Raw genomic sequence first — 24,013 nt, 5'->3', positions numbered from 1 at the left:
GGACGCCAACCAAGAAATGAGTCATGAATATGACGGAAGGAAATCTTTCTCGCTCCGATCTGCTCTCCTATACTTGGCTTCTGAACAACCGCTCATCAGAAACATTCGAGGTTGTCGTCACGTATGAGGAAGTCATTCGGATGATCTGCGTTCTGGGTATCCATCAGCGAATCTATTCAAGTTACCGGATTCAAGATGTCGTATCGACGTGGATCGATTTGGGTAATCATTTACGAGAGCTCCCTGGGTGGCTATTCTCATTCCATGACTTAGAAGGAATGTGGGTCAAAGGCTCCCCGAGTGATGCCGAATTTGCGATCTCTGTTTCGGTTGACGAGTGGGGCCCCGTTATTGAGGTGACGGTGAAGGACTTCGCCGAGCAGCCCGTTCTTCGTTTCCGTGACCTCCAGGAGGTCATGACTTATCTAAAGGTTGTCCCGTAACTGGTGTGGTGGTTGGTGCGTTGCCCGGGCATGGATGGGGTGATCTCAGCGGGCGATCCGAAATGGATCGAGCTGTTCTCCGGGCTGACCGAGGTGCAGTTTGTCGAGTTGGTGGCGTTGGTTCGGTGTCGTGGTGGTGACGTGCAGCGGGGCAGGCCCCGGCGGCTGCCGCTCGTGGATCGTGTGCTGCTGGTGGCGACGTATGGGCGCACGAATCTCACGTTGCGGCAGGTGGCGCCGCTGTTCGGGGTCTCGAAGTCCGCGGCCGACCGAATCCTCGATCACGTGGCGCCACTGCTGACCATCTTCCCGGCCCGCCGACCGCGCAAGGACACCGTCTACACCGTCGACGGCACCTTGGTGCCACCCGTACCGGAACATCGCCGCTTCCAGCAAGAACTACCGGTACTCCACGAACCTGCAGGTCGTCATCGATGCCAACAGTCGGCTTGTGGTTGGGAGTAGGGGTGCCGCTGCCCGGCAGCCGCAACGACTGTCGAGCCTTCACCGAGTTCGGCGTCGACCGGGCATGCCAGAGCCCCCACCCTCGCCGGCGGCGGCTGCCAAGGCACCGGTCTGCTCATCCCACACCGCAAACGTCGAGGTCAGACACACCTCAGTCCGCAGCAGGAGGCGGAGAACGCCGTGCACCGTCGCGTTCGCGCCCGGGTGGAACACGCCCTGTCCCGGCTGAAGAAGTGGGAGGTCCTGCGGGACTGCCGGCTCAAGGGCAACGGTGTCCACCAGGCCATGCTCGGCATCGCCCGACTTCACAACCTCGCCCTCACTCGGTAACTAACACCCCATACGGGACAGCCTTTAGCTGACATTTCCGTGTTGATGCCTGCCGTGAACGGGCGCCGGGTGACGAGGGTTGGGTTATGCGGCCATGCGTGCGTCGGTGTCGAAGAGTTCGCGTTCGGCCGGGTGCAGGAGGTGCTGGGTGATGAAGTACCGGCCTGCGACTTTCCACAGGTCCCGCCCCTTGGTGAGGGCGGAGACGGCCTGGGTTTCGACGCCGGTCAGGCCGAGCAGCGAGGCCGCGGCGGTGAGCTGGTCGGATTCCTGGCGGTAGATGATCCGGGTGGAGCAGTCGGCCAGCAGGCCCTCGGCCAGCACGCGGCCGCGGGAGCCGGCGTCGCCTGCGCTGAGCAGGTCGGAGAGCCGGTGGATGATCATCAGGTTGGCGATGCCGAGACCTCGGCTGAGCTTCCACTGGGACTGCATGCGCTCCAGCAGGCCGACGTGGCGCATCACGCGCCAGGCTTCGTCGTAGATCACCCAGCGTCGTCCGCCGTCGGGGTCGGCGAGGGCGCTTTCCATCCATGCGGAGGCGCAGGTCATGGCCAGGACCAGGGCGGTGTCGTCGCCCGAGCCGCCGAGGCGGGAGAGGTCGATGGACAGCATCGGGGTGGTCGGGTCGAACGACACCGTCGACGGCGCGTCGAACATCCCGCTCAAGTCGCCGTGCACGAGGCGGCGCAGGGCGTGCGCGAGGTCCTGCGCGGCGGCCCCCATGCGTCCGGCCTGCTTTCCGAGGGCGCGGTCGAGGCGCTCGGGCGAGCCGAGGGTGTGCGCGATGTCGCCGAGCAGCGGCACCGCGCCGCCGGCCTCGGCTTCGGTGACGACCAGGTCGAGGGCGAGGTCCAGCGCGGTGTGCTCCATCGGCTGCAGATCGCGCTTGAGCACGGTGCGCGCCAGGCCGGCCAGGAGCAGCAGACGCCGCTTGCGGACCTCGGCCGACCAGTCCTCCTCGCTCACCGAGGCGGGCCGGGCCGGAGCGTCCAGGGGGTTCAACCGGCCAGGGAACCCCGGGCCCAGGGCGATGCTGTGGCCGCCGAGGGCCTGTGCGACGGCGGTCCACTCGCCCTTGGGGTCGCAGGGGACGTAGATCCGGTAGCCGTGGGCGATGGCCCGGGTGGCGATGGACTTGGCGAGCGCGGACTTGCCCATGCCGATGATCCCGGCCAGGACGGCGTTCGGATTGGTGAAGCCCTCGATCCGCCCGCTGCTGTAGAGCGAGAACGGGTCGTAGCAGAACGCGGATTCGGCGTGTACGTCCCCGACGCCCGGCAGCCGCGCGTCGCCCTGCGCGCCGTGATCGGCCTGCTCACCGTCGACGAGGACGACGAGTTCGGCCCCGTACCGCCCCCCGACCCCTGCCTGGCCGACCGGCTGAGAGAACTCGCCGACGCGCTCTGAGGGGCCACGCGGCGGCACGGGGCGGGACCCGGCTTCCCCCGCACCCGTCCCCACCAGCGGAAACTCCCTGGTCCGGGCGGTGCGGCCGGTGCCATGCTGGAGGGGTGAACGGACCCGAGATCTCCTTCAGCTTCGCCCCCGCGCTCCACCTCTTCCTCCCGGCGGGCCGCGCCGGCGACCGCACCCGCGTGGTGACCGACGGCGCCGCCTCGCTCGGCCATGTCGTCGAATCGCTGGGGGTGCCGCTCACCGAGGTGGGGGAGTTGCGGGTGGACGGCGCCCCGGTCGCCCCGGCGCATGTGCCGTGCGCGGGGGAGAGCGTCACGGTGCACGCCGTCGTCCGCCCGCAGACCGTCCCCGGTGCCCCGCTGCGCTTCCTGCTCGACGTCCATCTCGGCACCCTGGCCCGCCGGTTGCGGCTGCTGGGCATCGACGCCGCGTACACCGCCGAGGACCCGGGCGACGCGGCGCTGGCGGCGCGGTCGGCGGCGGAGCGGCGGGTCCTGCTCACCCGCGACCGCGGGCTGCTCCACCGCCGCGAGCTGTGGGCCGGCGCCTATGTCTACAGCGACCGGCCCGACGACCAACTCACCGACGTCCTCGGCCGGTTCGTGCCCGATTCCGCGCCCTGGACCCGCTGCACCGCCTGCAACGGCCCGCTCACCGACGCCGGGAAGGACACCGTCGTCGAACGGCTCCACCACGGCACCCGCCGCACCTACGACGTCTTCGCCCGCTGCACGGAGTGCGACCGCGTCTACTGGCGCGGCGCCCACCACGCCCGCCTCCAGGCCCTCGTCGACCGCGCACAGGGCACCCTCGCGGCAGCCCGGAGCTGAGCCGGGCGGCCGCGAGGCGATACGCCCCCCGGCCCGGGCGCCCGTCCCGGGCCGGGCACCCCCTACGTCGTCACCGCGTGCGGGACCGCGTACTGGTCGATCAGCTTCGCCCGGGTCGCCTCCAGCCGATGGGCCAGGACCTGGGTGATGGTGCTGACCAGCGTCAGCCCCAGCGCCGGATCGGTGTCACAGAGCGCGCGCACGCTGCGGGCGTCGAATTCATGGGCGCGCACCGGGCTGAACGCCTCGGCGCCGAAGTCCCACTCGTGCGGTGGGAACAGCCAGGACCAGCCCAGCAGATCCCCGGGCCCGAGGGTCGCCACCGTGACGCGGCGGCGGCCCGGGACGTGCAGGTCGAGCGTCACCGATCCCGAGCGCAGCACCCAGAACCGGTCCGCGCGGCCCCGCTCCTCGAAGATGCGGGTGTCCTGCTCGAACGACACCTCGCGCGCCAGCGCCATCAGCTGGTCACGGTATGCGGTCGGAAGTGCGGTCAGCAGCCGCGTCGCCATGGTCATCTCCGCTGCCCTCCTCGCCGTGGGCGTGCCCGCCCCCGCAGCGGCGCGGGCGCACGGCCGTACTCCTTCCATTGGAACCGCGCCGGGCGGCCACGGCACCCCGGGAGGGACGGGGAACCCCTGACGCGGCCCGGCGCCCGCCCGCCTCAGCGGCCCGCCCGCCCCCTCACCCCTCGCCCGGCGGCCGCCGCAGCACATAGCCGCCCACCAGCACCGCGACCACGATCACGCACCCGGCGAACGTCAGCCCCGCGCCGCGCAGCCCCAGCGGCACGGTGAGCGCCCCGATGCCCACCACCGGCAGCGAGATCCCCACGTACGCCGCGAGGAAGAACGCCGAGATCGTGCCGCCCCGGTGCGTGGGCGGGGCCGCGGCGCCCACCGCCGTCAGCCCGGCGCGGAACGCGAGGCCCTGCCCGAACCCGCCGCACACCGCCCCGCCGACCAGCAGCGGCAACGACCGCACCGCCAGCGACGCGCCCACCAGCAGCAACCCGGCGACCAGCACCAGGCACCCGGCCGGCAGCGCCCGCCGCACCCCCAGCCGCCCGGACAGCGCCTGCCCGGCCGTCGAACCGAGGAAGACCGTGCAGACCACCGCGCCCGAGACGGCGAGGTTGCGCACGCCCAGCGTCTGCCCGACGAAGCTCGGCGCCACCGCCGTGAACAGCCCCAGCAGCGAGAACCCGGCGAACGCCGCGACCGCCGACGGCACGAACACGCCCCGCACCTCCGGCGGCGGCACCAACCGCCGTGGCCGCGGCGGCGACGGCCGCCCCGGCGCCGCCACCGTCTCCGGCAGCACCCGGATCACCAGCGCCGCGGCCACCACCAGTAGCGCCAGATGTACCAGGAACGGCAGCTTCAGCGGCCACGGCGCGTACTGCGCCAGCGCCCCGGCCAGCAGCGGGCCGCACCCGAGCCCGCCCATGTTCGCCGCCGTCGCCGCGAACCCGGCCCACGCCTCGCCGCCGGGCCGCGCCAGCTCCAGCACCGTCGCCGTCGCCGCCCCGCTCAACAGCCCCGCCGCGAACCCGGACAGCACCCGGCCCAGCAACAGCAGCGGCAGCCCGCCCTCGTCCACGAAACAGAGCGCGCTCGCCGCCGACAGACCCAGCGCGACCAGCAACACCGGCCGCCGCCCCACCTCGTCCGAGACGTTCCCGGCGAGCAGCAGCACCGCGATCACCCCCAGCGCGTACGCCGCGAAGATCACGGTCACCATCAGCTGCGACAGCCCCAGCTCCTGCCGGTAGAGGCCGTACAGCGGGGTCGGCAGGGTGGTCCCCGCCATGCCGATGGCGAACACCACGGCCGCCACGAGCGGCCCGGGGCGGCGGTCCGTACGTCTGATGATCATGACGGCCACAGTAGGAGCCCCGCCGGACACCGTCGACCGGTTCGCCCGGCGGGCCCCGCCTCAGTCGGCCAGCCGGTCGTACAGTGCCAGCGGCGTCACATACCCCGGCCACCGGCCGTCGTCGAAGAGGTGCACCCCGCCGTCCAGGTAGCACTGGTCGACGAGCTGGGAGCAGATCATGTGGCCCGTCGACGCCACATAGCGGCGCAGCCCCGGCACCGGCAGCCGCAGCCGGTGCGTGGCGATGGCCAGATAGTCGAGGAAGCTGTACGGCACGCCCTCGTACGCCGAGGACGCCGCACAGATCCGGTCGCGGTCCGCCGCGGTCAGCCCGGACGGGCAGACGTACACCACATCGGCGCCCGCGTACGTGTCGAGGGGGACGATCCGCGCGCCGCCGGGCTCGGCCTCGATCAGCCGGTCGCCGGGCAGGACGAGGAACGCGTGCTGGTAGTCGGCGAAGCCGTTGCCGTTCAGCCACTGGCCGAGCCGGATCAACCGGCCGACGGTGCCGGATATTTGGGTCAGACCTATGTCGCCGGGTTGCGGACTGGCTTGGATCATCTGCGGCTCCGGGAGACGCGAAGAGGAATGCCACCGGTACCACCGGCTGATACCCGCACCAGGCACTGACGGACCGTCATCGAAGGTGACGGAAACGGAAAAAGGGAGTGCGCGGGCGCACCCGAACGGCCCCCGCCCGCCCCGGCGCCCCGCGCCCCGCCGTACGCGGCCGTCCCGCGCGGCCGCCCGGCGGAGCGCCGCGCGCGCAACCGGTCCGCCGGGCGGGAGGGGAAGCCGCGGCCCGGCGCTGACGCCCGGCCCCGCTCAGGACTGCACGATCACCGGGGACGTGCCCTTGTCGCCCACCGAGTCGCGCCCCGCGGACGCCGGGATCGGCCGGTCCTCCCGCAGCGCCTGCCACACCTTCGCGGACGCCGCGGGCAGCGCGACCACCCGGTCCGGGTTCTGCGGGTCGTAGGTGACCGGCATCGTCACCATCTTCATGTTCTTCGGGCCGATGCCCTTCAGCTCCTGCGCGAGGCCCAGCAGCTTGCCCGTGGAGGCGAGCTGGGAGTCGGCGCGCACGGTCCGCGTCGCGGTGTCCGCCAGCGCGTACAGCTTCGCCGGGTTGCTCAGCCCGACATCGTCGATCCGGTGCGTGAGCGCCTTGATGAACGCCTGCTGCAACTGGATCCGCCCCAGGTCGCTGCCGTCGCCGACACCGTGCCGGGTACGGACCAGGCTCAGCGCCTGCTCGCCCTTGAGGGTGTGCTTCCCGGCCGGCAGGTCCAGCTTGCTGTGGACGTCCTTCACCGCCTGCTTGGTGGTGATGTCGACCCCGCCCAGCTCGTCGATGATCTTCTTGAAGCCGGTGAAGTCGACCTCCAGGTAGTGGTCCATCCGCACCCCGGACAGCGACTCGACCGTCTTGACCGTGCAGCCCGGGCCGCCCACCTGGTACGACTCGTTGAACATCACCTGGTGCGCGGCGGGCACCGAACCGCCGCCCGGCTTCGGGCACTCCGGCCGGTCCACCATCGTGTCGCGCGGAATGCTCACCACGCTCGCCGTGCGGTGGTCCTTGCCGACGTGCAGCACCATCGTGGTGTCCGACCGGGCGCCGCTGATGCCCTTGCCGTACTCGTCGCCCGTACCGGCCCGCGAGTCGGAGCCCAGCAGCAGGATGTTCATCGCGCCGTCGTGCGAGGCGCCGGGCCGGTCCGTGCCGAGCGCCGCATTGATGTCGACGCCCTGGAGATTGCCGTTCAGATGCGACCAGAGGTACGCGGTCCCGGCGCCGCCCACGGCCACCACGCCCAGCGCGGTCCAGGCGGCGATCCGCAGCCCGCGACGGCGGCGGCGCGGCCGGGGCCCGTCCCCGTGCGCCGGGATGTCCGCCGGATACGGCCCGTTGTTCCCGCTGTCCTGCGGCATCTGCACTCCGTCCTCCGCCCGCCCGGGCACGGCTGCGCCCGGCGCGCGTTGTCGATGGCCGAGGCGCCCGGTCGCGGTCGGCGTGCGCCGGACCGGCCGGGGGCCCGCACGGGCCCGGCGCCCTGGCATACGGGAGTGCCGTCCGGCGCTCCCGCCCCGCCGGCGCGCTCCGTGCGCGGGCCGGCGGCCCGGGGACGAACCAGGTCGGCGCCCGGGGCCCGACCATCCTGGGCGGGCGCCGCCCCTCGGGCAACGACGGCCCGTACTACCCCGCCGCGTAGACGCGCCCGCCCCGCACCCCGGAATCCGCCGCACCCACGAGGCCCACGCCCCCACCGCGTCCACTAACCGGCGTCGTACGTGACGGACGACCTATGGCCGGGGTCACAGCCACACCCGAAGCCCCATGTCCGTAAACATGGATAATGCGCCTTTTGTCCTTTGCGGTGAATACGGGCCCACTCCACCGCCGATCGGGGTGGAGCCACACGTTCCGCCCCCGCCCGGCCGCCTTCCATGCGCGACAACAAGCCATGATCGGGGCGATGCACTCGTACGGCAGTACGTCTCATGGCCGCTGATCAGCGGCGAGACCGCAGGGAGTGGATGTATCCGAGGGGCGAGAACGGGCCACCCGAGGTGCGTCTCACGTTTACCGGGCGCGTTGTCACTCGTACGGGCGTACTCGATCGGCGGGGTGCCGGAATCGGCTTTTGCCTCCTTGGCACGGCCTTAGTGTGATCAACGGATTCCCCGAGCGGCCCGGCCACCGTCCGCCCGACCGGCCCGGGACCACCACCCCCACCCAACTCCCGCCCACCGGCGCCGGGTTGCCGCATGCCCGGCGACCGCCCGGACCGGGCGTCCACCACGATGAGGAGCGCCGGATGACGATCCCCGCCGGTACCGAGGAAACGCACGCCGCACAGCAGAGCCTGGGCACCGCCGCCGCCCGGAACCTCGCGAGCACCACCAAGTCCGCGCCCCAGATGCAGGGCATCACCTCCCGCTGGCTGCTGAAGATGCTCCCCTGGGTCGAGACGAAGGGCGGCGCCTACCGCGTCAACCGCCGCCTGACCTACACCGTCGGCGACGGCCGCATCGACTTCGACCAGACCGGCTCCCGCGTCGCCGTCATCCCGCAGGAACTGGGCGAGCTCGCCCCGCTGCGCGGCTTCGCCGACACCGGCGTCCTCACCGCCCTCGCCGGCCGCTTCGCCCAGCGCGAGGTCGCCGCCGGCGAGGTCCTCGCCGAGCAGGGCAACCCCGTCGACCAGGTCTTCCTGCTGGCCCACGGCCGCATCGCGCGCACCGCCGACGGCCGCTACGGACAGGCCACCGGCCTCGGCGTCCTCGCCGACGGCGACCACTTCGGCGCCCAGGGCCTCACCGACCCCGACGCCGTCTGGGAGTACACCGCCAAGGCCGAGACCGCCGGCACCGTCCTCGTCCTCGCCCGCCGCGACTTCGACGCCGTCCTGGACAACGCGCCCGCCCTCCGCAGCCACCTCGCGGAGTTCGCCGCCCTGCCCCAGCAGGCCCAGAACAAGCACGGCGAGGCCGAGATCGCCCTCGCCGCGGGCCACACCGGCGAGCCGACCCTCCCCACCACCTTCGCCGACTACGAACTCAAGCCCCGCGAGTACGAACTGAGCGTCGCCCAGACCGTTCTGCGCGTCCACACCCGCGTCGCCGACCTCTACAACGAGCCGATGGACCAGACCGAGCACCAGCTGCGGCTGACCATCGAGGCGCTGCGCGAGCGCCAGGAACACGAGCTGGTCAACAACCCCGAGTTCGGGCTGCTGCACAACGCCGACTACAAGCAGCGCATCCAGACCCACTCCGGCCCGCCCACCCCCGACGACCTCGACGAGCTGCTCAGCCGCCGCCGGGGCACGAAGTTCCTCCTCGCCCACCCCCGCACCATCGCCGCCATCGGCCGCGGGATGAACGCCTGCGGCCTCTACCCCACCCACGTCGACCTCGGCGGCCAGCAGGTCCCCGCCTGGCGCGGCGTCCCGATCCTGCCCTGCAACAAGATCCCGGTCACCAAGGAGCGCACCAGCTCGATCCTCGCGCTGCGCACCGGCGAGGACAACCAGGGCGTCATCGGCCTGCACCAGACCGGCCTGCCCGACGAGTACGAGCCCGGCCTCTCCGTCCGCTTCATGGGCATCAACGAGCAGGCGATCATCTCGTACCTGGTCAGCACCTACTACTCGGCCGCCGTCCTGGTCCCGGACGCGCTCGGCGTACTGGAGAACGTCGAGATCGGCCGCCGGGACTGACCGGGAGCCGAGGCGGACACGACGAGACGAGGTGAGGCGCAGATGACACAGCCCTTCGTACTTCCGGAGTTCTACGAGCCGTATCCCGCACGGCTCAACCCCCACCTGGAGGCGGTCCGTGACCACTCCAAGGCGTGGGCCCGCGAGATGGAGATGATCGAAGGGTCGGGCATCTGGGACGAGCGGGACTTCGACGCCCACGACTACGCCCTGCTCTGCGCCTACACCCACCCCGACGCCCCGGCGGCCGAACTCGCCACCGTCACCGACTGGTACGTCTGGGTCTTCTTCTTCGACGACCACTTCCTGGAGAGCTTCAAACGCGGCCAGGACATGGCGGGCGCCAAGGCCTACCTCGACCGGCTGCCCGCCTTCATGCCGGTGGACCCGGCCGGGCCGCCGCCCGAGCCGGTCAACGCCGTCGAGAAGGGCCTCGCCGACCTGTGGCGGCGCACCGTTCCGGCGATGTCCCGCGACTGGCGCCGCCGCTTCGCGGAGTACACCCAGCACCTCCTGGAGGAGTCGCTCTGGGAGCTGGCCAACATCAGCACCGGCCGCATCGCCAACCCCGTCGAGTACATCGAGATGCGCCGCAAGGTCGGCGGCGCCCCCTGGTCCGCCGGGCTGGTCGAGTACGCGGCGGGTGCCGAGATCCCCGCGGAGGTCGCCGCCAGCCGTCCGCTGCGGGTCCTCAAGGACACCTTCTCCGACGCCGTCCACCTGCGGAACGACCTCTTCTCCTACCAGCGCGAGATCGAGGAGGAGGGCGAACTCTCCAACGGCGTCCTGGTCTTCGAGACCTTCCTCGGCTGCACCACCCAGGAGGCCGCCGACGCCGTCAACGACCTCCTCACCTCCCGCCTCCACCAGTTCGAACACACCGCGCTCACCGAGGTGCCCGTCCTCTGCGCCGAACACGGCCTGGCCCCCGCCGCCTGCGCCGACATCGCCGCCTACGTCAAGGGGCTCCAGGACTGGCAGTCCGGCGGCCACGAATGGCATCTGCGCTCCAGCCGCTACATGAACGCCGCCGCGGACAAGAAGCCGGGCGCCCTCACGCCCGTCCTCGGCCCGCCCACCGGCCTCGGCACCTCCGCCGCCCGCATCGCCACCTCCCTCGCGGCCACCCTCCCGACCCGCATCCGGCAGCACACCCATGTGCCCTTCCAGACCGTCGGCGAGGTGCGGCTCCCGGAGCTGTACCTGCCGTACACCACCCGGCTCTCCCCGCATCTGGCGGGCTCCCGGGAGCGGATCGTCGGCTGGGCGCGCCGCATGGGCATGCTGGAGCAGCCGCCCGCACCGCCCGGCGGCGCCGCCGCGCCGCCCGTCATCTGGGACGAGCACAAGCTCCGCGCCTTCGACTTCGCCCTCTGCTCCGCCGGCATCCACCCGGACGCCACCCCCGACGGCCTCGACCTCACCACCGGCTGGCTGACCTGGGGAACCTACGGCGACGACTACTACCCGGTGGTCTTCGGCCGCACCCGCGACGCGGCCGGCGCCCGTGCCTGCACCGAACGGCTGGCCTCCTTCATGCCCGTCGAATCCGGTGCGGACCTGCCCGAGCCGCTCAATCCGCTGGAGCGCGGACTGGCCGATCTGTGGCGGCGCACCGCGGGCCCGATGACCCCCGCCGCCCGCCGCACCTTCCGCCGCACCATCGAGGACATGACCGGAAGCTGGCTGTGGGAGCTGGGCAACCACTGGGCGAACCGCATCCCGGACCCGGTCGACTACATCGAGATGCGCCGCCAGACGTTCGGCGCCGACCTCACCATGAGCCTCTCCCGGCTCGGCCACGGCCGCACCGTCCCGCCCGAGATCTACCGCACCCGCCCCGTCCAGGCCATGGAGAACGCGGCCGCGGACTACGCGGGACTCCTCAACGACCTGTTCTCGTACCGGAAGGAGATCCAGTACGAGGGCGAGGTGCACAACGCCGTCCTCGTCGTGCAGCACTTCTTCGACTGCGGGATGAATGAGGCGCTGGAGATCGTCAACGACCTGATGACCTCCCGGATGCGGGAGTTCGAGCACATCCTCGCCGTCGAGCTGCCCGCCCTCTTCGACGAGTTCGGACTCGACGCGGCCGCCCGCGCCACGCTCACCGGCTACGCGGAGGAGCTGAAGCACTGGCTCGCCGGGATCCTCATCTGGCACGAGGGCTGCCACCGCTACGAGGAGGCGGAGCTGCGCCGCCCGGTCGCCGCCCACGGCCGGCGCCTCGGCGGGCCCACCGGCCTGGGCACCGCGGCGGCCCGCCTGCGGCCCCGGCGGGTTACGGCGTGAGCGGCGCGGACGCCGGGCGCTCCGTACGGGAGGCGTCCGGCGTCCGCGCGACGGCGGCCGACCAGGCCGCGAGCAGCTGCTCGTACTCGGCCTGCTCCTCGGGCCCCAGCGAACGCCCGGCCCGTGCCGTCATGAACGCCCTTATGGCGGCGTTCACCTCGGTCAGAGACCGGGCGTGAAACGCCCCAGGTGCAGAACTTGAGCACATGGTGTGCATGATATGTGCAGATACGCCAGCTGCCCAGCGATTTTGCGTCGCCTGCTTGAAGAAGCGACGTACCCTCCGCCGCCCTTGACCAGTCCACGACACCCGGCAATGACCGGAAACCCGCGCCCCGCGCGAGGCGGACCGGGCCCCGTCACCCCTGCCCGCCGGGCACCGGCGGCCACGGCACCTCCGCCAGCAGCGGCACGACCGTCTCCTCCTCGTACGCGAGATGCGCCAACAACTGCGCCGACATCCGCCCCAGTTCATCGCGGAACCGCTCCGGCTCGGCCACCCCGACGCCGGCCAGCAGCGCCGCCAGCCGCTCCTGGATCCCGGCGATCACCCGGTGCTCCGCACCCAGCCGCGCGAACACCTCCGCCAGCTCCGGATGGTGCCCGGCCATGACCGGGAAGACATGGCCGTCCTCCCCGTCGTGGTGGAACCGCAACGCCTGGCAGAACGCCAGGCACCGCTGCCGGATCTGCAACCCGAGCCCCGGCACCGGCGGCGCGCCGTCCCCCCGGTGCGCATCCCGCGCCGCGAAATGCGCCTCGGTCTCCGCCGCCACCTGCCGCAACTGCCCGCGCAGCCAGGCGTGCACCTCCAGGATCTTGTCGGCCAGCGTGCGGACCTCCCGCGGCCCCGCCCAGCCGTCCGGCTCCGCCGCCGCCAACTCGACCACCGGCAGCTCCCGCGCGGTGGCCGCCTGGTAGTCGCCGTACCCGGGAGCCACCCGCACCACCTCCCGGAACAGCTCCGCCCGCCGCGCCCCCTCGGCGGGCACCGCCAGCGCCTCGAACGCCTCGGTGCCGACCTCCACCCGGACGACGGGACGGGCGAGCAGATTGCGGTACCAGTCCGGATGGCGCGGCGCACCGAGATTCGAGGCGACGACCAGGAGCGCGCCGCCGCGCCGGACATACCCCAAAGGCGTCGTCCGGGGGAGACCCGAGCGGGCCCCGGTGGTGGTCAGAAGCAGCAGATCGGCACCCTCGAAGGGGCCACCGACCCGTCCGCCGTGGGCGCGGAACTCCTCGATGACGGACCGGTTGAAGGACAGGGACATACGGAAACGACTCCGGGAACACAGGCGGCTTCGGCCGCGGCGACGGAGACCGGCGCCCCGCAGCAGCTGCGGGACGGACCGGCCGGGAACGCGGCGCGGCGGCACGGGCACGGCCCGCCCGACCGCGTCGCGGCAGAGGAAGAAGAACGGCTCGACCAAGCGGCCGCACGCCGGACGCCACGGAAAACGGCGCCGGGCGGCGGCGGAACTACGTCAAGAACAGGGCGTGGAGTACGTACTCACGGCAGGCCCCTCACGATCGGGGTGCACGCCCGGCCACCGGCCGGCCCAGTGCTCTTTGGCCGGTGCCACGCGCCACCGGGCCCCATTAACCGGCAGTCACCCGCCTCTTGTCAACGCGACCGCCCTCGCGGCAACCGGCGGAACACGCCGACCGGCGCCGCCGCACAAGGCGACGACGCCGGTCGGAACGGGCCCGGCCCACCGGCCGGACCGGGTCAGCGCACCCGCTCACACCCGATCACCAGATAGTCCATGCTCCCCTCGCGGTAGCCCTCCAGGAACGGCTTCTCCACACCGGTACGCCGCTCTGAATGGTCACGCAGCTCCCAGTAGGGGATCGCCTCGGCGGTGTGCCGCCCCACGTGGAACGGCACCAGCCCGTTGGCCGCCATCGCCTCGAAGTACGTGCCGCGCCGGTGCATCCGGCTCACGTAGTGCTCGTCGATCCGGCGGGAGGCGTCGGAGCGGTCCGCCACCGTCTCGTTACGGCACCAGGTGACGCAGACGTACCGGCCACCGGGCCGCAGCAGCCGCGCGAACTCCGCGAAGAGGTCGTGCAGATCGACGTACATCGTCGTCTCGTTGCTGACGATGAAGTCGAACGACCCGTCCGCGAACGGCGTCTGCAGCATGTTCGCGAAGTGGAACTGCACCCGGTCGTCCCAGCCGCGCTCCTTGGCGACGCGCTCCGCGAACGCGATGTGGTGGGCGCAGAAGTTGACGCCGTCCATCCGGCAGCCGAACCGCTCGGCGATCATGAACGAGGTGCCGCCGCGGCCCGAACCGGCGTCCATGCCGCGCGCCCCGGCCGGAATGTCGCCCAGCGCGTCGAGGATCAGCTCCGTCTCGGCGTTCTCCATGCGGTGCATCTCCCGCAGGATCAGCGCCTCCCGCTGCTCGGGCGGCGCCGCGAGCACGGCGGGGTCGTACCCGCCGATGCCGTAGTGGTGGTGGTACAGCCCGTCTTCGGCGCCGAGGAGGAGATTGATGTCATCGGTGGTCTTGGTGTCCCAGTAGCCCTGGAGCTGCTGCTCGTAGGCGTTGCGGACGACCGGGTTGGCTTCGTCGGTGTTCTCTTCGACGGTGCTGGTCATGAGGGTCCTTTGCAGGGTGACGGTGGCGTCCGGGCACGGCGGTGCCGTACGGCGGACGGGGAAGTCCGGCCCGGTGGCGTGCGTCGTCCGCCCGCCCCGGGCCGGAGCGGCGTGCGCACGACGGGTCAGCGGGAGCGGCCCGGCAGGGCGGGCGCCGCCTGCGGCAGCCGCGACAGGACGCGCGCCGCCGCCAACTCCGCGGAGCGCACCGCCCCTTCGCTGCTCGGGCGGAGCATCAGCCAGTCGCCGGCGTACTCGACGGGCGCGGCGTCGCGGGCGAGGAAGGCGTCGCGGTGCGCCAGCGCCCGCGGCGTGGCCTCCGGGATGCCGTGCGGCCAGCGGTGCACGAACGTACGGAGCGTGGCCGCGCGCAGCTCCGGCAGATAGCGGGCGGCGGCGTCGCCGAGCCGCGCCAGGATCTCGCCCTCGGGCGCGTCGATCAGCTCCCGGGCCGCCTCGGGCGCCGCCAGCAGCGACACCAGACCGCGGCCCTCCGGGGCCCGGCCGCAGCCCTTGTTGTGCTCCAGCATCACGCCCGACAGATCCGGCTCCGTGGCCGCGGGCAGCAGCACGGCGTAGGCCGACCCGCCCGTCCGCGGCTGGAGCGGCCGGTCGAGCGTGTAACTCACCTTCAGCCGCGGGACGTAGCCGCAGGCCGAGAGGTACGGCACATCGGCCTCGGGCGCGTTGACGTGCAGCCGCAGCGCCACCGGTGCCGGGACGCAGAGCAGCACCGCGCGGGCGGTGAGCGTACCGGCGTCCGTGACCACCCGGGCGTGGCCCGCCGCCGTGATCACCTCGCGGACGGTACAGCCGGTCGTGACGTCCGCCGTGTGGGCCAGGCGGCGGGCGAGGGTGTCCATGCCGTCGGTGTAACTGCGCCAGCGCGCGGTGGAGCCGCAGGCCAGCATGTTGGTGACGAACGGCGCGGCGGCCGAGCGCGTGGTGTCCCAGCCGAAGAAGCAGCCGGCGATCGGCTCGAAGAGGAAGTCGTGCAGCTCGGAACGGTAGCCACGGGCGTACTCCGCCAGCGTCAGGGTGCCCAGCGGGGTGCGCTCCGGCAGATCCGGGTCGTAGGCGGCCCGGCGGCGGCCCTCCGTCGCCATGAAGCGGACGAGCGCGGCGCGGCCGCGGAGCGAGAGACCGCCGCCGCCGAGCAGGGCGCGCGGCGAACCGACATGACGGTGCACCCGGCCGTCGCGCCAGGTGGCGACGGGGTGCGGAATCCGGGTGGTCTCCGCCGGGCCGAGCCCCGTACGGCGGATGAGCCGCCAGGTCGCGTCGTATCCGGCGACGGACAGCACCTCGGCGCCGGTGTCCATGACATAGCCGTCCGCGCGATGGGTGCGCATCCGCCCGCCGACGGCGTCGGCGGCCTCCAGCACGGTGACCGAGCGGCCGGCCCGCCGCAGGGTGTCCGCGGCCGCCAGTCCCGATATCCCCGCACCGACGACCACGACGTCGTGGGCGGTGCTCACGCCCCACCGCCGGCCGCCGCGGTGAGCAGCACATTGGTGACGACCAGCGCCACGACCGAGACCCGGTGGGTGTACGTACCGAGCTTGCGGGCGGTCAGGATCCGGCCGCGGACCACACCCGTCACGAACTGCGCGACGCGCAGCGCGACGACCGGGAGCATCGCCAGCGGGAACCACCACGGGGCCATCCCGGTGACCGTCGCCGCCGCGATCAGCACGCTCTCCACGGCGGAGACCGCGCCGATGAAGACCTTGTTGCCGCGCTCGGTGGTCAGCACGGCCACCGTCGGACGGCCCACCGCGGCGTCGCCGGCCCGGTCGTTGGTGTTGGAGTAGACGCCGAACAGCAGCGGGCCCAGACCGAACAGCGTGCCCTGGACCAGCGCGAAGCCGCTGACCTGCCCGGCGAGCAGCCCGTACGGCGCCACCACCAGGCCCAGGCCCAGGGCGACCATGAAGATCTCCTGCCACCCGTGGTAGCTGATCTTCAATCCGTAGGAGTACTGCACCGAGGTGACCAGGCACAGCGCGGCGGTCGCCACCGCCCACCACGGGGCGTGCGGGGCGACGGCGACGGCCGCGCCCCACAGCAGCACGCACCCGGCGGCCGTGGCCCAGCCGAAGCGGATCGCCTCCCGCTCGGTGAGCGTCCCGGCCAGCAGGGGCTTGCGGCGGATCTTGCGCAGCGGCGCATCGGGACCGTAGTTGGCCGCGTCGCTGCCGTCGCGCAACCCGGTCACGTCGTCGAACGTGGTCATCGCGGCGACGAGGCAGAGCATGCCGAGGCCGAAGAGCGCCAGCACCGCGAGGGCGGTGGAGTCCGTGCGCAGCGGCGCGGCCAGCAGGCTCCAGGCGACGGCGAGGCTGAGGTAGTAGTCGAAAATGTCGAGTTTGGCCAGTCTGCAATAAGCGGCGAATTTTCCCGAGGAGACGGGTGGCGCAATCGCTACGGCGCCAGGGGAATCAGGGGTCACAGAACTCTCCGTGGTCACGGCAGGCCTCGAATACGGCCCGCCGAATATCAATCGGAAGTGACGGTATGAGACGCCGCGAACCCACTGAGGGGCCAGTTGTGCATGTTCATCAGATCAGGTGATCGTTTTCAAGGCGCGGCTTCGAACGGGTCGCGCTGCCCGGATGGCCTCCCGGCGTGCTTGACCTTTCTCGATGGCCAGCTCAGAACGTTTCTCCAACCCATCTGTCCAGATATGCGCCGGTGGCGGGAAACGGGCGCCGATGTCACTCGTACGGATCGTCCTTGCTCCATCCGGTGCATACGTCGGTCCGGCTGGGACATTCTTGGATTGCACGAAGCGCCGTGAGAGCGGTGGGTTTCCCAGAGGCGTCGTGTGTAATTCACGACACCGTTCCTTGCGTCCGTCACGCCTGCGGCGCAAGTTGTCCGCGTCATTCTCCCGCGGCCGCATTTCCGGCGTCCTTCGTCGCTCATTCCGCCCGTCATTCATTCCTCAAGGAGTGTCATGTCCAACAAGGCCCAGGAACGCCTCCAGAAGCGCTTCGACCTCTACGACACCGACAACGACGGCCAGATCGGCCGCGCGGACCTGGAGAACGAGGCGCGCCGCATCGTCGAGGCGTTCGGCGAGCCGGCCGACTCGCCCCGCGCGCAGCTGCTGCTGCACGCCTACCCGACGCTGTTCGACTACCTCAGCGACCGGGCCGGCGCCGGTGACACGCTGACGAAGGACCAGTTCGTGCAGGTGGCCGAGGAGCACGTGCTCGCCGAGGGACCGGCCGGATTCGCCCGCGTCCTGCTCCCCAGCATCCACGGCATGGTCCAGCTGGCCGACACCGACGGTGACGGCCAGATCAGCCCGCCCGAGTTCCAGAAGTGGCTGCAGGCCATCAACGCCGACACCGACGCCGCGGCCGCCTTCCAGGCGGTCGACACCGACGGCGACGGCCAGCTCTCCGTCCAGGAGATCGTCGACGCGGTCGGCCGCTACCACGCCGGTGAGCTGGACGCCCCGCTGCTCGGCGTCTGACCTGGTGTTCCCAGCCCGCGGTGCGGTCCGGTCCTTCCGGCCCGCACTGCGTGTGGGCCGGACCGGCCCACGGACGGTACGGATCCGGGCGGTGCTGCTCGTATCGGCCCTGGTCCAGGGCGTTCCGGGAGCGTGGGCGCTTTTCCTGCCCCACAGCTTCTTCCGGAACTTCCCGCTGCCGGGCCGCCGATGGGTCGCCGTGTTCGCCCCGTACAACGAGCATCTGGTACGGGACTTCGGCTCGCTCGTGGTGGCGCTGGCGGCGGTGCTGCTCTGCGCCGCCCGCGCGCCGCGGCCGCCCCTCGTCCGGGCCGCCGCACTGGCACAGCTCGTCTTCTCCGTGCCGCACCTTCTTTTCCACACGCACCATCTGTCGATGTTCTCGGCCGTCGACATCGTCACCCAGCTGATCACGCTGGTGCTGCCGATCGTCGCCGCGCTGTACCTCCTGTGGGCCGCGGCCCGCGGCGGGGGCGACCACGGAGCCGCCGTGCGCACCCCCGCGCCCTATCAATGACCCTCTCTTGAGAAAGAAGAACCTCATGACCAACTCCGTTCAGGCAGAGCGACTCCAGCGCCGTTTCGAGCTGTGGGACCGGGACGGCGACGGCCGTATCGACCGCAGCGACTGGGACGAGGAAGCCCAGCGCATCCTCCGTGCCTTCGACACCGCCCCGTCCTCGGACCGCGGCGCGGCCGTGCTCACCGCCTACCTCGGTATGTGGGACTACCTCGCCGGTCACGCCGGGATCGAGGAGGGCGGTTCGATCAACCTCGACCAGTTCCGTGAGCTGGCCGGCAACCAGGTCCTCGCCCGCGGTGCGGAGGGCTTCGACAAGGTGCTGCGTCCGACCATCAGCTCCATCGTCGGGCTCTGCGACACCGACGGCGACGGCCAGGTCGACCCCAAGGAGTTCCGCTCCTGGATCCGCGCGATCGGCAGCCCCGAGGAGACCGCGGAGACCGCGTTCGCGGCCATCGACGCCGACGGCGACGGCAAGCTGACCGTCGAGGAACTCGTCCAGGCCGTGCACAAGTACCACACGGGCGAGCTCGACGTCGCCCTGCTGTGACCCACCCCGGGCCCCGCACCCCCGCCGACGGGTGCGGGGCCCGGCCCTTTCCCGCCGCCGGCCCGCCCCGCCGGTACCGACCCCGAGGACCCATGGACCACCACACCGCAACCGGCCGCACCGGGGGGCCCGCCGCCCCGCCCCGCCCGGTGCCCTTCTTCACCCACGCCCGCTCCTTCGAGGAGCGCTGGCCCGCCATCCGCGACCGCCTCACCGAGGTGGCCGACGACGGCAAGTTCTCCCACGGCAGCCAAGTCGCCCGCTTCGAGCAGGCGTTGGCCGCCTGGACCGGAGCCCGCTTCGCCGTCGGCGTCAACAGCGGCACCGACGCCCTCGTCCTCGCCCTGCGCGCCTGCGGGCTGCGCCCCGGCGACGAGGTCGTCGTCCCCGCCTTCAGCTTCATGGCCACCGCCTCCTCCGTCGCCCTGGCCGGCGGTACGCCCGTCTTCGCCGACATCGACCCGGTCGGCTACGGCCTCGACCCGGCCGCCGCGGACGCCGCCGTCACCGAGCGCACCCGGATGCTGATGCCGGTGCACCTCTTCTGCCAGCTGGCCGACATGGGCGGCCTGACCCGCGTCGCCGAACGCCACGGCCTGACCGTCCTGGAGGACAGCGCCGAGGCCATCGGCATGCGCTGGGGCGGCGTCCACGCCGGGCTTCTCGGCGCCGGCGGTGTGCTCTCCTTCTTCCCCACCAAGACCCTCGGCGCGCTCGGCGACGCCGGGGCCTTCCTGACCGATGACCCGCAACTCGCCGAAACCGTCGCGGCGTTGCGCCACCACGGACGCCACGGCCGCACCCTCGGCCACTTCCCGGGCATCAACCGCCCCACCGACCTCATCGGCGTCAACAGCAAGATGGACGACCTCCAGGCCGCCGTCCTCCTCGGCAAACTCCCGGCCCTCGCCGAGGACATCCGCCGCCGCGCCGCCCTCGCCGCCGCCTACACCGAACGGCTCCGCGACACCCCCGGCGTGCTCCGCCTGCCCACCCTCGTGGCGCACGAGGTCCCCACCGAGCCGGTCTTCTACGTCTATCTGATCGAGGTGGAGCGCCGCGACGCACTCGTCGCGTACCTCGCCGAGCACGGCGTCGGCACCGAGACGTACTACCCCGTCCCGCTCCACCTCCAGCCCTGCTTCGCTCATCTCGGGTACCGCAAGGGGCAGTTCCCGCACGCCGAACGGGCCTGTGAGCGGACCGTCGCGCTGCCCCTCTACCCGGATCTGGGCACCGACGACGTCGACCGGGTCTGCGACCTCATCCGCCGCTTCGCCACCGGGAGGGCCGCCCGTTGATCCCCTTCTTCCCGCCGGACCTCTTCGAGCAGGACCGCGAGGTCCTCATCGACCTGGTCCACGAGATCGGCACCACGCCCGACCAGAAGTTCATCCTCGGCACCCGCACCGCCGCATTCGAGGACGCCCTGCGCGGCCTGTACGGCACGGGTGACGTCATCGCCTGCTCCAGCGGCACCTCCGCGCTCACCCTCGTGCTGCGGGCCCTGGACATCGGCCCCGGCGACGAGGTCGTCGTCCCCGCCTACGGCTGCGCACCGCTCGCCAACACCGTCGCGGGCCTCGGCGCCACCCCCGTCTTCGCCGACATCGACCCCTGGACGATGGTGGCCGACCCCCAGGCGATGGACGAGGCGGTCAGCGCGCGCACCAAGGCGCTGATGCCCGCCCACATGTTCTCCGTGATGGCCGACATGCCGGCCCTGCGCAAGCTCGCCGACGACCGCGGTCTCCGCCTCGTCGAGGACTCCGCCGTCGCCCAGGGCGGCGTGCTCGACGGCCGCCCCGCGGGCACCTGGGGCGACGCCGGGGTCTTCTCGTTCGTCCAGGTCAAGACGTTCGGCACGGCGGGGGAGGGCGGCGCCGTCCTCACCTCGGACCCGGCGCTCGGCGACGCCGTACGGGCGCTGCGCAACCACGGCCAGGAGGGCCCGCGCTTCGTCCACCAGCGCCTGGGCCACAACAGCCGCTTCGACGAGATCCTCGCCGCCTTCCAACTGCACCGGCTGCCCGGGCTCGCCGCCCGCCTGGAGCGCCGGGCCCGCATCGCCGCGTACTACACCGAGCGGTTCACCCCGCTGCGCGAGGCCGGTGTCCTGCCCCCGCCGCCCGGCCGCAACGGCCGCTGCTACTACGTCTACTCGCTCCTCGCCGAGCGGCGCGACGCGCTCCGCGACCATCTCGCCGAGCGCGGGGTGGCCTCGCACGTCTACTACCCGCTGCCGCTGCCCCGGCAGCCGGCCTTCGCCCCGTACGCCCCGGCCGGGCGGCGCTGGCCGCACGCCGAGCGCGCCGCGGCCCGACAGCTCGCCCTGCCCGTCTACCCGCATCTCACGGACGCGCAGGTCGAGCACGTCGCCGACGCCGTCTGTGCCTTCGCCACGGAAGGGGCCCGCCGATGACGCCCACCACCGACGGCTATGTCTTCGCCACCGCCTTCGCCCGGGAGGAGGAACGTCTCGCCCTGGGGGAGGCGCTCTGGGACCCGGGCACCCGGGAGCGGCTCGCCGCCACCGGCGTCACGGCCGGCTGGTCCTGTCTGGAGATCGGCGCCGGGCGCGGCTCCGTCGCCGCCTGGCTGGCCGACCGGGTCGGCCCGAGCGGCGAGGTGGTCGCCGCCGATCTCGACACCGAGCGGCTGAAGTGGCTGACCGGCCGCGGAGTGGCCGTCCACCGCCACGACGTCGTCACCGACGACCTTCCCGAGGCCCACTTCGACCTCATCCACGCCCGTCTCGTCCTCCAGCACGTCGGCGACCGGCAGCAGGCCGTGGACCGCCTGCACCGCGCCCTCAAGCCCGGCGGCCACCTCGTCCTGGAGGACACCGACACCGCCGCCCTCTTCAGCCACCCCGCGCAGGACGACTTCCTGAGCGACGTCAAACGCGCCGCCTACGACGTGATGTGCGCCTCCGGCTACCACCCGCGCTGCGGACTGCTCGACGTCCAACTCGCCACCGACGCCGGGCTGGTGGACATCGTCGCGGAAGGACGCTCGGCGGTGGTGCGCGGCGGCGGCGACGCGGCGCGCTGGTTCGCGCTCTGGCTGGAGCACCTGGCCCCCGCGATGCTCGCCCGCGGCGCCGTCACCGAGGAACGCCTCGCCCGCGCCCAGACGGAGCTGACCGACCCCGCCCACTGCTGGCTCTCCCAGGTGATGGTCACCGTCCACGGACGGCGGCCCGCCCCCGACACCTCCGGAAAGGTGCGTACGGCACCGTGAAACCCCCCGCCCTGGGCACCCTCTTCGACCTGCTGGCCGACCGCGGCAGCCGTACCGCCGTGCACCTCAGCCGCCCCTTCGACCTGGCGCCGGACGGCCCGACGGAGTACGGCATCGAGCAGATCGCCGACCTGGTGCGGCAGACCGCCGCACGGCTGGCCGCCGCCGGCGTCCGGGCCGGCGACCGGGTGGCCGTCGTCAAGCCCAACCACTGGGACACCGTCCTGCTGGCCTGCGCCGCCTCCCGCCTCGGCGCCGTACCCGCGCTGCTCTCCCCGCGGCTGCGCGGCGACGCCCTCCGCGACCTGCTGCAACGCCTCGACCCGGCGCTGCTGGTGACCTCGGCCAGCACCCTCACCGCCCGCCCCGGCACCGACCTGACCGCGCACGCCGCGCGCACCCTCCTCGTCGGCGGCGTCCCCTACGACGGGCCCGCCGCCGGGGAGATCCTGACGCCCGCCGACGTCGACGGGCACGACGTCCCGCCGGTGGTCTCGCGCGCGGTCGACGACACCGTCGTCATCCACCACACCTCCGGGACGACCGGACTGCCCAAGCTGGTGGAGCACTCGACCCGGACGATCGTCCACCGCCTCGCCCACTTCGAGTGCAACCGGGTTCCGGTGGTCGCCACCCGCCGCTCCGACACGGTGGCGAGCGCCGATCCGTTCACCCACGGCCGGGCGGTGCCCTGGACCATCAGCGTGCTGCACCTGGAGCCGCGCGCGGTCGTCCTCCTCGCCGACCACGACCCGCGGACGGCGGAGCAGACGCTGCTGGCGACCCCGCCCACGACTCTGGAGGCGTCCCCGGCCACCTTCGTCACCTGGCGCGATCTGGCCGCCCGCCGCAGCGCCGCGCTCCAGGACGTCCGGCTCTACGTCTCCACCTTCGACGCGATCCACCCGCCGACCGTCCGCAGCTTCCTGGCGGCCTCCGGGCGCCGGCAGCCGCGCTGGCTGCAGGGCTGGGGCCAGACCGAGACCGGCCCGCTGACGTTCCGGCTGCTGACCCGCAAGTCCCTGGAGCACACCGGGGAGCGCCACCCCACCACCCGTGACCTGGGGCGGCCGGTGCCCGGACGGACCCGGCTGCGGGTGGTCGACCCGCAGACCCTGCGCCCGGTGGGCCGGGGCCGGCCCGGGCTGGTCCTCGCCCGGACCAAGGCGCGGTGCGTGGGGTACGTCGGCGAGCGGGACCGCTGGGCGGCGAAGGCCGACGGGCCGTGGTGGAACACCGGCGACATCGGGGTGCTCACCCGCGGCGGGAGCCTGATCCTCACCGACCGGGAGGTCGACACCGTGCCCGGCGCGAGCTGTGTGGAGCTGGAGGACGTGATCGAGGACCGGCTCTCCGAGGTCGTCGAATGCACCGTCCTGGGCGTGCCGGGGCCGGAGCTGCTGCCGGTGCTGGTGACCGCGGACGGCACGCTCGACCCGGAGGCATGGGCCGTGGCGGTCCGCGATCTGCCCGCGATGGCGGAGCCGTTGGTACGGGAGTGGGACGAGGTGCCGCGCACCGAGACCGGCAAGGTGCGCCGTCTGGAGCTGCGCCGTCTGGTACGGCCGCGGGCCTCCGAGCCGCTGGGCTCCGGCCGGTGGACGTGACGTCGGCGCTTCGCGCACGGACCGCGGGCGCGGCCCCGGACGGGGGGGGGGCGGGGGCGCCCCCGGGGCGCGGGGGCCGCGCAGCGGCGGTGGGGGGGGGGGGTGGGGTGGG

General features: G+C 72.5%; 21 protein-coding genes and 1 pseudogene. 12 read left to right on the top strand and 10 right to left on the bottom strand.

The genetic code is table 11. The features are described 5' to 3' along the window. Nucleotides 1-23: 23 nt before the first annotated feature. The gene (locus ABT345_RS31030) at nt 24-443 is read left to right on the top strand and encodes a hypothetical protein (protein WP_345080835.1); all 420 of its coding nucleotides are present in this window, start codon (nt 24-26) and stop codon (nt 441-443) included. A 30-nt stretch (nt 444-473) separates the two neighbouring features. Then, nucleotides 474-1,238 (top strand): annotated as a pseudogene (locus ABT345_RS31025) (transposase). 84 nt (nt 1,239-1,322) lie between these two features. Here the strand turns inward: ABT345_RS31025 and ABT345_RS31020 are convergent. Then, entirely contained in the window at nt 1,323-2,663 is a 1,341-nt protein-coding gene (locus ABT345_RS31020) for a putative type IV secretion/conjugal transfer ATPase (RefSeq protein ID WP_345080832.1), read from the bottom strand. 86 nt (nt 2,664-2,749) lie between these two features. On the opposite strand from ABT345_RS31020, the gene ABT345_RS31015 reads away from it, so the two are divergent. Continuing rightward, on the top strand, nt 2,750-3,484 hold the full coding sequence (locus ABT345_RS31015) for a Mut7-C RNAse domain-containing protein (RefSeq protein ID WP_345080830.1): 735 nt from the start codon (nt 2,750-2,752) through the stop codon (nt 3,482-3,484). 62 nt (nt 3,485-3,546) lie between these two features. On the opposite strand, the gene ABT345_RS31010 is transcribed toward ABT345_RS31015, so the two are convergent. The 4 genes from ABT345_RS31010 to ABT345_RS30995 form a co-directional block, all read right to left on the bottom strand. After that, nucleotides 3,547-4,002, bottom strand: a complete 456-nt coding sequence (locus tag ABT345_RS31010) for a cyclic nucleotide-binding domain-containing protein (protein ID WP_345080827.1) — start codon at nt 4,000-4,002, stop codon at nt 3,547-3,549. 166 nt (nt 4,003-4,168) lie between these two features. Then, nucleotides 4,169-5,362: an MFS transporter gene (locus ABT345_RS31005; RefSeq protein WP_345080824.1), complete on the bottom strand. Its 1,194-nt coding sequence runs from the start codon at nt 5,360-5,362 to the stop codon at nt 4,169-4,171. A gap of 60 nt (nt 5,363-5,422) precedes the next feature. After that, nucleotides 5,423-5,926 carry a hypothetical protein gene (locus tag ABT345_RS31000; RefSeq protein ID WP_345080821.1) on the bottom strand — a complete coding sequence of 168 codons (504 nt, stop codon included), beginning with the start codon at nt 5,924-5,926 and terminating at the stop codon, nt 5,423-5,425. A gap of 264 nt (nt 5,927-6,190) precedes the next feature. Further along, nucleotides 6,191-7,300 (bottom strand): LCP family protein, encoded by a 1,110-nt coding sequence (locus tag ABT345_RS30995; RefSeq protein WP_345080819.1) that lies wholly within the window; start codon nt 7,298-7,300, stop codon nt 6,191-6,193. 887 nt (nt 7,301-8,187) lie between these two features. Between ABT345_RS30995 and ABT345_RS30990 the strand changes: the two genes are divergently transcribed. Together ABT345_RS30990 and ABT345_RS30985 are read left to right on the top strand one after the other, a co-directional pair. Continuing rightward, nucleotides 8,188-9,591 carry a family 2B encapsulin nanocompartment shell protein gene (locus ABT345_RS30990; protein ID WP_345080817.1) on the top strand — a complete coding sequence of 468 codons (1,404 nt, stop codon included), beginning with the start codon at nt 8,188-8,190 and terminating at the stop codon, nt 9,589-9,591. Between the two features lie 42 nt (nt 9,592-9,633). After that, nucleotides 9,634-11,883 carry a family 2 encapsulin nanocompartment cargo protein terpene cyclase gene (locus ABT345_RS30985; RefSeq protein WP_345080815.1) on the top strand — a complete coding sequence of 750 codons (2,250 nt, stop codon included), beginning with the start codon at nt 9,634-9,636 and terminating at the stop codon, nt 11,881-11,883. Here ABT345_RS30985 and ABT345_RS30980 read toward each other — a convergent pair. The 5 genes from ABT345_RS30980 to ABT345_RS30960 all read right to left on the bottom strand — a co-directional run bounded on the left by ABT345_RS30980 (nt 11,873) and on the right by ABT345_RS30960 (nt 16,946). Continuing rightward, nucleotides 11,873-12,016: a hypothetical protein gene (locus ABT345_RS30980; protein ID WP_345080813.1), complete on the bottom strand. Its 144-nt coding sequence runs from the start codon at nt 12,014-12,016 to the stop codon at nt 11,873-11,875. The two genes, ABT345_RS30985 and ABT345_RS30980, sit on opposite strands and share 11 nt — an antisense overlap. A 226-nt stretch (nt 12,017-12,242) precedes the next feature. Then, nucleotides 12,243-13,157 (bottom strand): nitroreductase/quinone reductase family protein, encoded by a 915-nt coding sequence (locus ABT345_RS30975; RefSeq protein ID WP_345080811.1) that lies wholly within the window; start codon nt 13,155-13,157, stop codon nt 12,243-12,245. 458 nt (nt 13,158-13,615) lie between these two features. Continuing rightward, nucleotides 13,616-14,494 carry an SAM-dependent methyltransferase gene (locus tag ABT345_RS30970; RefSeq protein ID WP_345080809.1) on the bottom strand — a complete coding sequence of 293 codons (879 nt, stop codon included), beginning with the start codon at nt 14,492-14,494 and terminating at the stop codon, nt 13,616-13,618. A 125-nt stretch (nt 14,495-14,619) separates the two neighbouring features. Further along, nucleotides 14,620-15,972 (bottom strand): protoporphyrinogen/coproporphyrinogen oxidase, encoded by a 1,353-nt coding sequence (locus tag ABT345_RS30965; RefSeq protein ID WP_345080805.1) that lies wholly within the window; start codon nt 15,970-15,972, stop codon nt 14,620-14,622. Beyond that, nucleotides 15,969-16,946: a UbiA family prenyltransferase gene (locus tag ABT345_RS30960; RefSeq protein WP_345080803.1), complete on the bottom strand. Its 978-nt coding sequence runs from the start codon at nt 16,944-16,946 to the stop codon at nt 15,969-15,971. Before ABT345_RS30960 ends, ABT345_RS30965 begins: the two co-directional genes overlap by 4 nt. 507 nt (nt 16,947-17,453) lie before the next feature. Between ABT345_RS30960 and ABT345_RS30955 the strand changes: the two genes are divergently transcribed. The 7 genes from ABT345_RS30955 (at nt 17,454) to ABT345_RS30925 (ending at nt 23,901) form a co-directional block, all read left to right on the top strand. Continuing rightward, nucleotides 17,454-17,978 carry an EF-hand domain-containing protein gene (locus ABT345_RS30955; RefSeq protein ID WP_345080801.1) on the top strand — a complete coding sequence of 175 codons (525 nt, stop codon included), beginning with the start codon at nt 17,454-17,456 and terminating at the stop codon, nt 17,976-17,978. A gap of 91 nt (nt 17,979-18,069) precedes the next feature. Beyond that, nucleotides 18,070-18,495, top strand: a complete 426-nt coding sequence (locus ABT345_RS30950) for a hypothetical protein (RefSeq protein ID WP_345080798.1) — start codon at nt 18,070-18,072, stop codon at nt 18,493-18,495. A 25-nt stretch (nt 18,496-18,520) separates the two neighbouring features. After that, nucleotides 18,521-19,051 (top strand): EF-hand domain-containing protein, encoded by a 531-nt coding sequence (locus tag ABT345_RS30945; protein ID WP_345080795.1) that lies wholly within the window; start codon nt 18,521-18,523, stop codon nt 19,049-19,051. Nucleotides 19,052-19,143: 92 nt separating this feature from the next. Next, nucleotides 19,144-20,352 carry a DegT/DnrJ/EryC1/StrS family aminotransferase gene (locus ABT345_RS30940; RefSeq protein ID WP_345080792.1) on the top strand — a complete coding sequence of 403 codons (1,209 nt, stop codon included), beginning with the start codon at nt 19,144-19,146 and terminating at the stop codon, nt 20,350-20,352. After that, nucleotides 20,349-21,473: a DegT/DnrJ/EryC1/StrS family aminotransferase gene (locus ABT345_RS30935; protein WP_345080789.1), complete on the top strand. Its 1,125-nt coding sequence runs from the start codon at nt 20,349-20,351 to the stop codon at nt 21,471-21,473. The genes ABT345_RS30940 and ABT345_RS30935 overlap by 4 nt, the downstream gene beginning before the upstream one ends. Further along, nucleotides 21,470-22,294: a class I SAM-dependent methyltransferase gene (locus tag ABT345_RS30930; RefSeq protein ID WP_345080786.1), complete on the top strand. Its 825-nt coding sequence runs from the start codon at nt 21,470-21,472 to the stop codon at nt 22,292-22,294. The genes ABT345_RS30935 and ABT345_RS30930 overlap by 4 nt, the downstream gene beginning before the upstream one ends. Continuing rightward, nucleotides 22,291-23,901, top strand: a complete 1,611-nt coding sequence (locus ABT345_RS30925; protein WP_345080783.1) for a class I adenylate-forming enzyme family protein — start codon at nt 22,291-22,293, stop codon at nt 23,899-23,901. The genes ABT345_RS30930 and ABT345_RS30925 overlap by 4 nt, the downstream gene beginning before the upstream one ends. Nucleotides 23,902-24,013 lie beyond the last annotated feature (112 nt).

Source organism: Streptomyces sp. NPDC000404, assembly GCF_040300365.1.
GTDB classification, from domain to species: Bacteria; Actinomycetota; Actinomycetes; order Streptomycetales; family Streptomycetaceae; genus Streptomyces; species Streptomyces ramulosus.
This window is presented reverse-complemented; position numbering and strand designations above follow the sequence as displayed.

Bases quoted from the DNA above. Each gene is read 5' to 3' on its own strand.
- ABT345_RS30990 (WP_345080817.1), top strand. From the start codon at position 8,188: ATGACGATCCCCGCCGGTACCGAGGAAACGCACGCCGCACAGCAGAGC.
- ABT345_RS30955 (WP_345080801.1), top strand. From the start codon at position 17,454: ATGTCCAACAAGGCCCAGGAACGCCTCCAGAAGCGCTTCGACCTCTAC.
- ABT345_RS31005 (WP_345080824.1), bottom strand. From the start codon at position 5,362: ATGATCATCAGACGTACGGACCGCCGCCCCGGGCCGCTCGTGGCGGCC.
- ABT345_RS30980 (WP_345080813.1), bottom strand. From the start codon at position 12,016: ATGACGGCACGGGCCGGGCGTTCGCTGGGGCCCGAGGAGCAGGCCGAG.
- ABT345_RS31030 (WP_345080835.1), top strand. From the start codon at position 24: ATGAATATGACGGAAGGAAATCTTTCTCGCTCCGATCTGCTCTCCTAT.
- ABT345_RS30995 (WP_345080819.1), bottom strand. From the start codon at position 7,300: ATGCCGCAGGACAGCGGGAACAACGGGCCGTATCCGGCGGACATCCCG.
- ABT345_RS30970 (WP_345080809.1), bottom strand. From the start codon at position 14,494: ATGACCAGCACCGTCGAAGAGAACACCGACGAAGCCAACCCGGTCGTC.
- ABT345_RS30975 (WP_345080811.1), bottom strand. From the start codon at position 13,157: ATGTCCCTGTCCTTCAACCGGTCCGTCATCGAGGAGTTCCGCGCCCAC.
- ABT345_RS30945 (WP_345080795.1), top strand. From the start codon at position 18,521: ATGACCAACTCCGTTCAGGCAGAGCGACTCCAGCGCCGTTTCGAGCTG.
- ABT345_RS30985 (WP_345080815.1), top strand. From the start codon at position 9,634: ATGACACAGCCCTTCGTACTTCCGGAGTTCTACGAGCCGTATCCCGCA.
- ABT345_RS31000 (WP_345080821.1), bottom strand. From the start codon at position 5,926: ATGATCCAAGCCAGTCCGCAACCCGGCGACATAGGTCTGACCCAAATA.
- ABT345_RS31010 (WP_345080827.1), bottom strand. From the start codon at position 4,002: ATGACCATGGCGACGCGGCTGCTGACCGCACTTCCGACCGCATACCGT.
- ABT345_RS30940 (WP_345080792.1), top strand. From the start codon at position 19,144: ATGGACCACCACACCGCAACCGGCCGCACCGGGGGGCCCGCCGCCCCG.
- ABT345_RS30930 (WP_345080786.1), top strand. From the start codon at position 21,470: ATGACGCCCACCACCGACGGCTATGTCTTCGCCACCGCCTTCGCCCGG.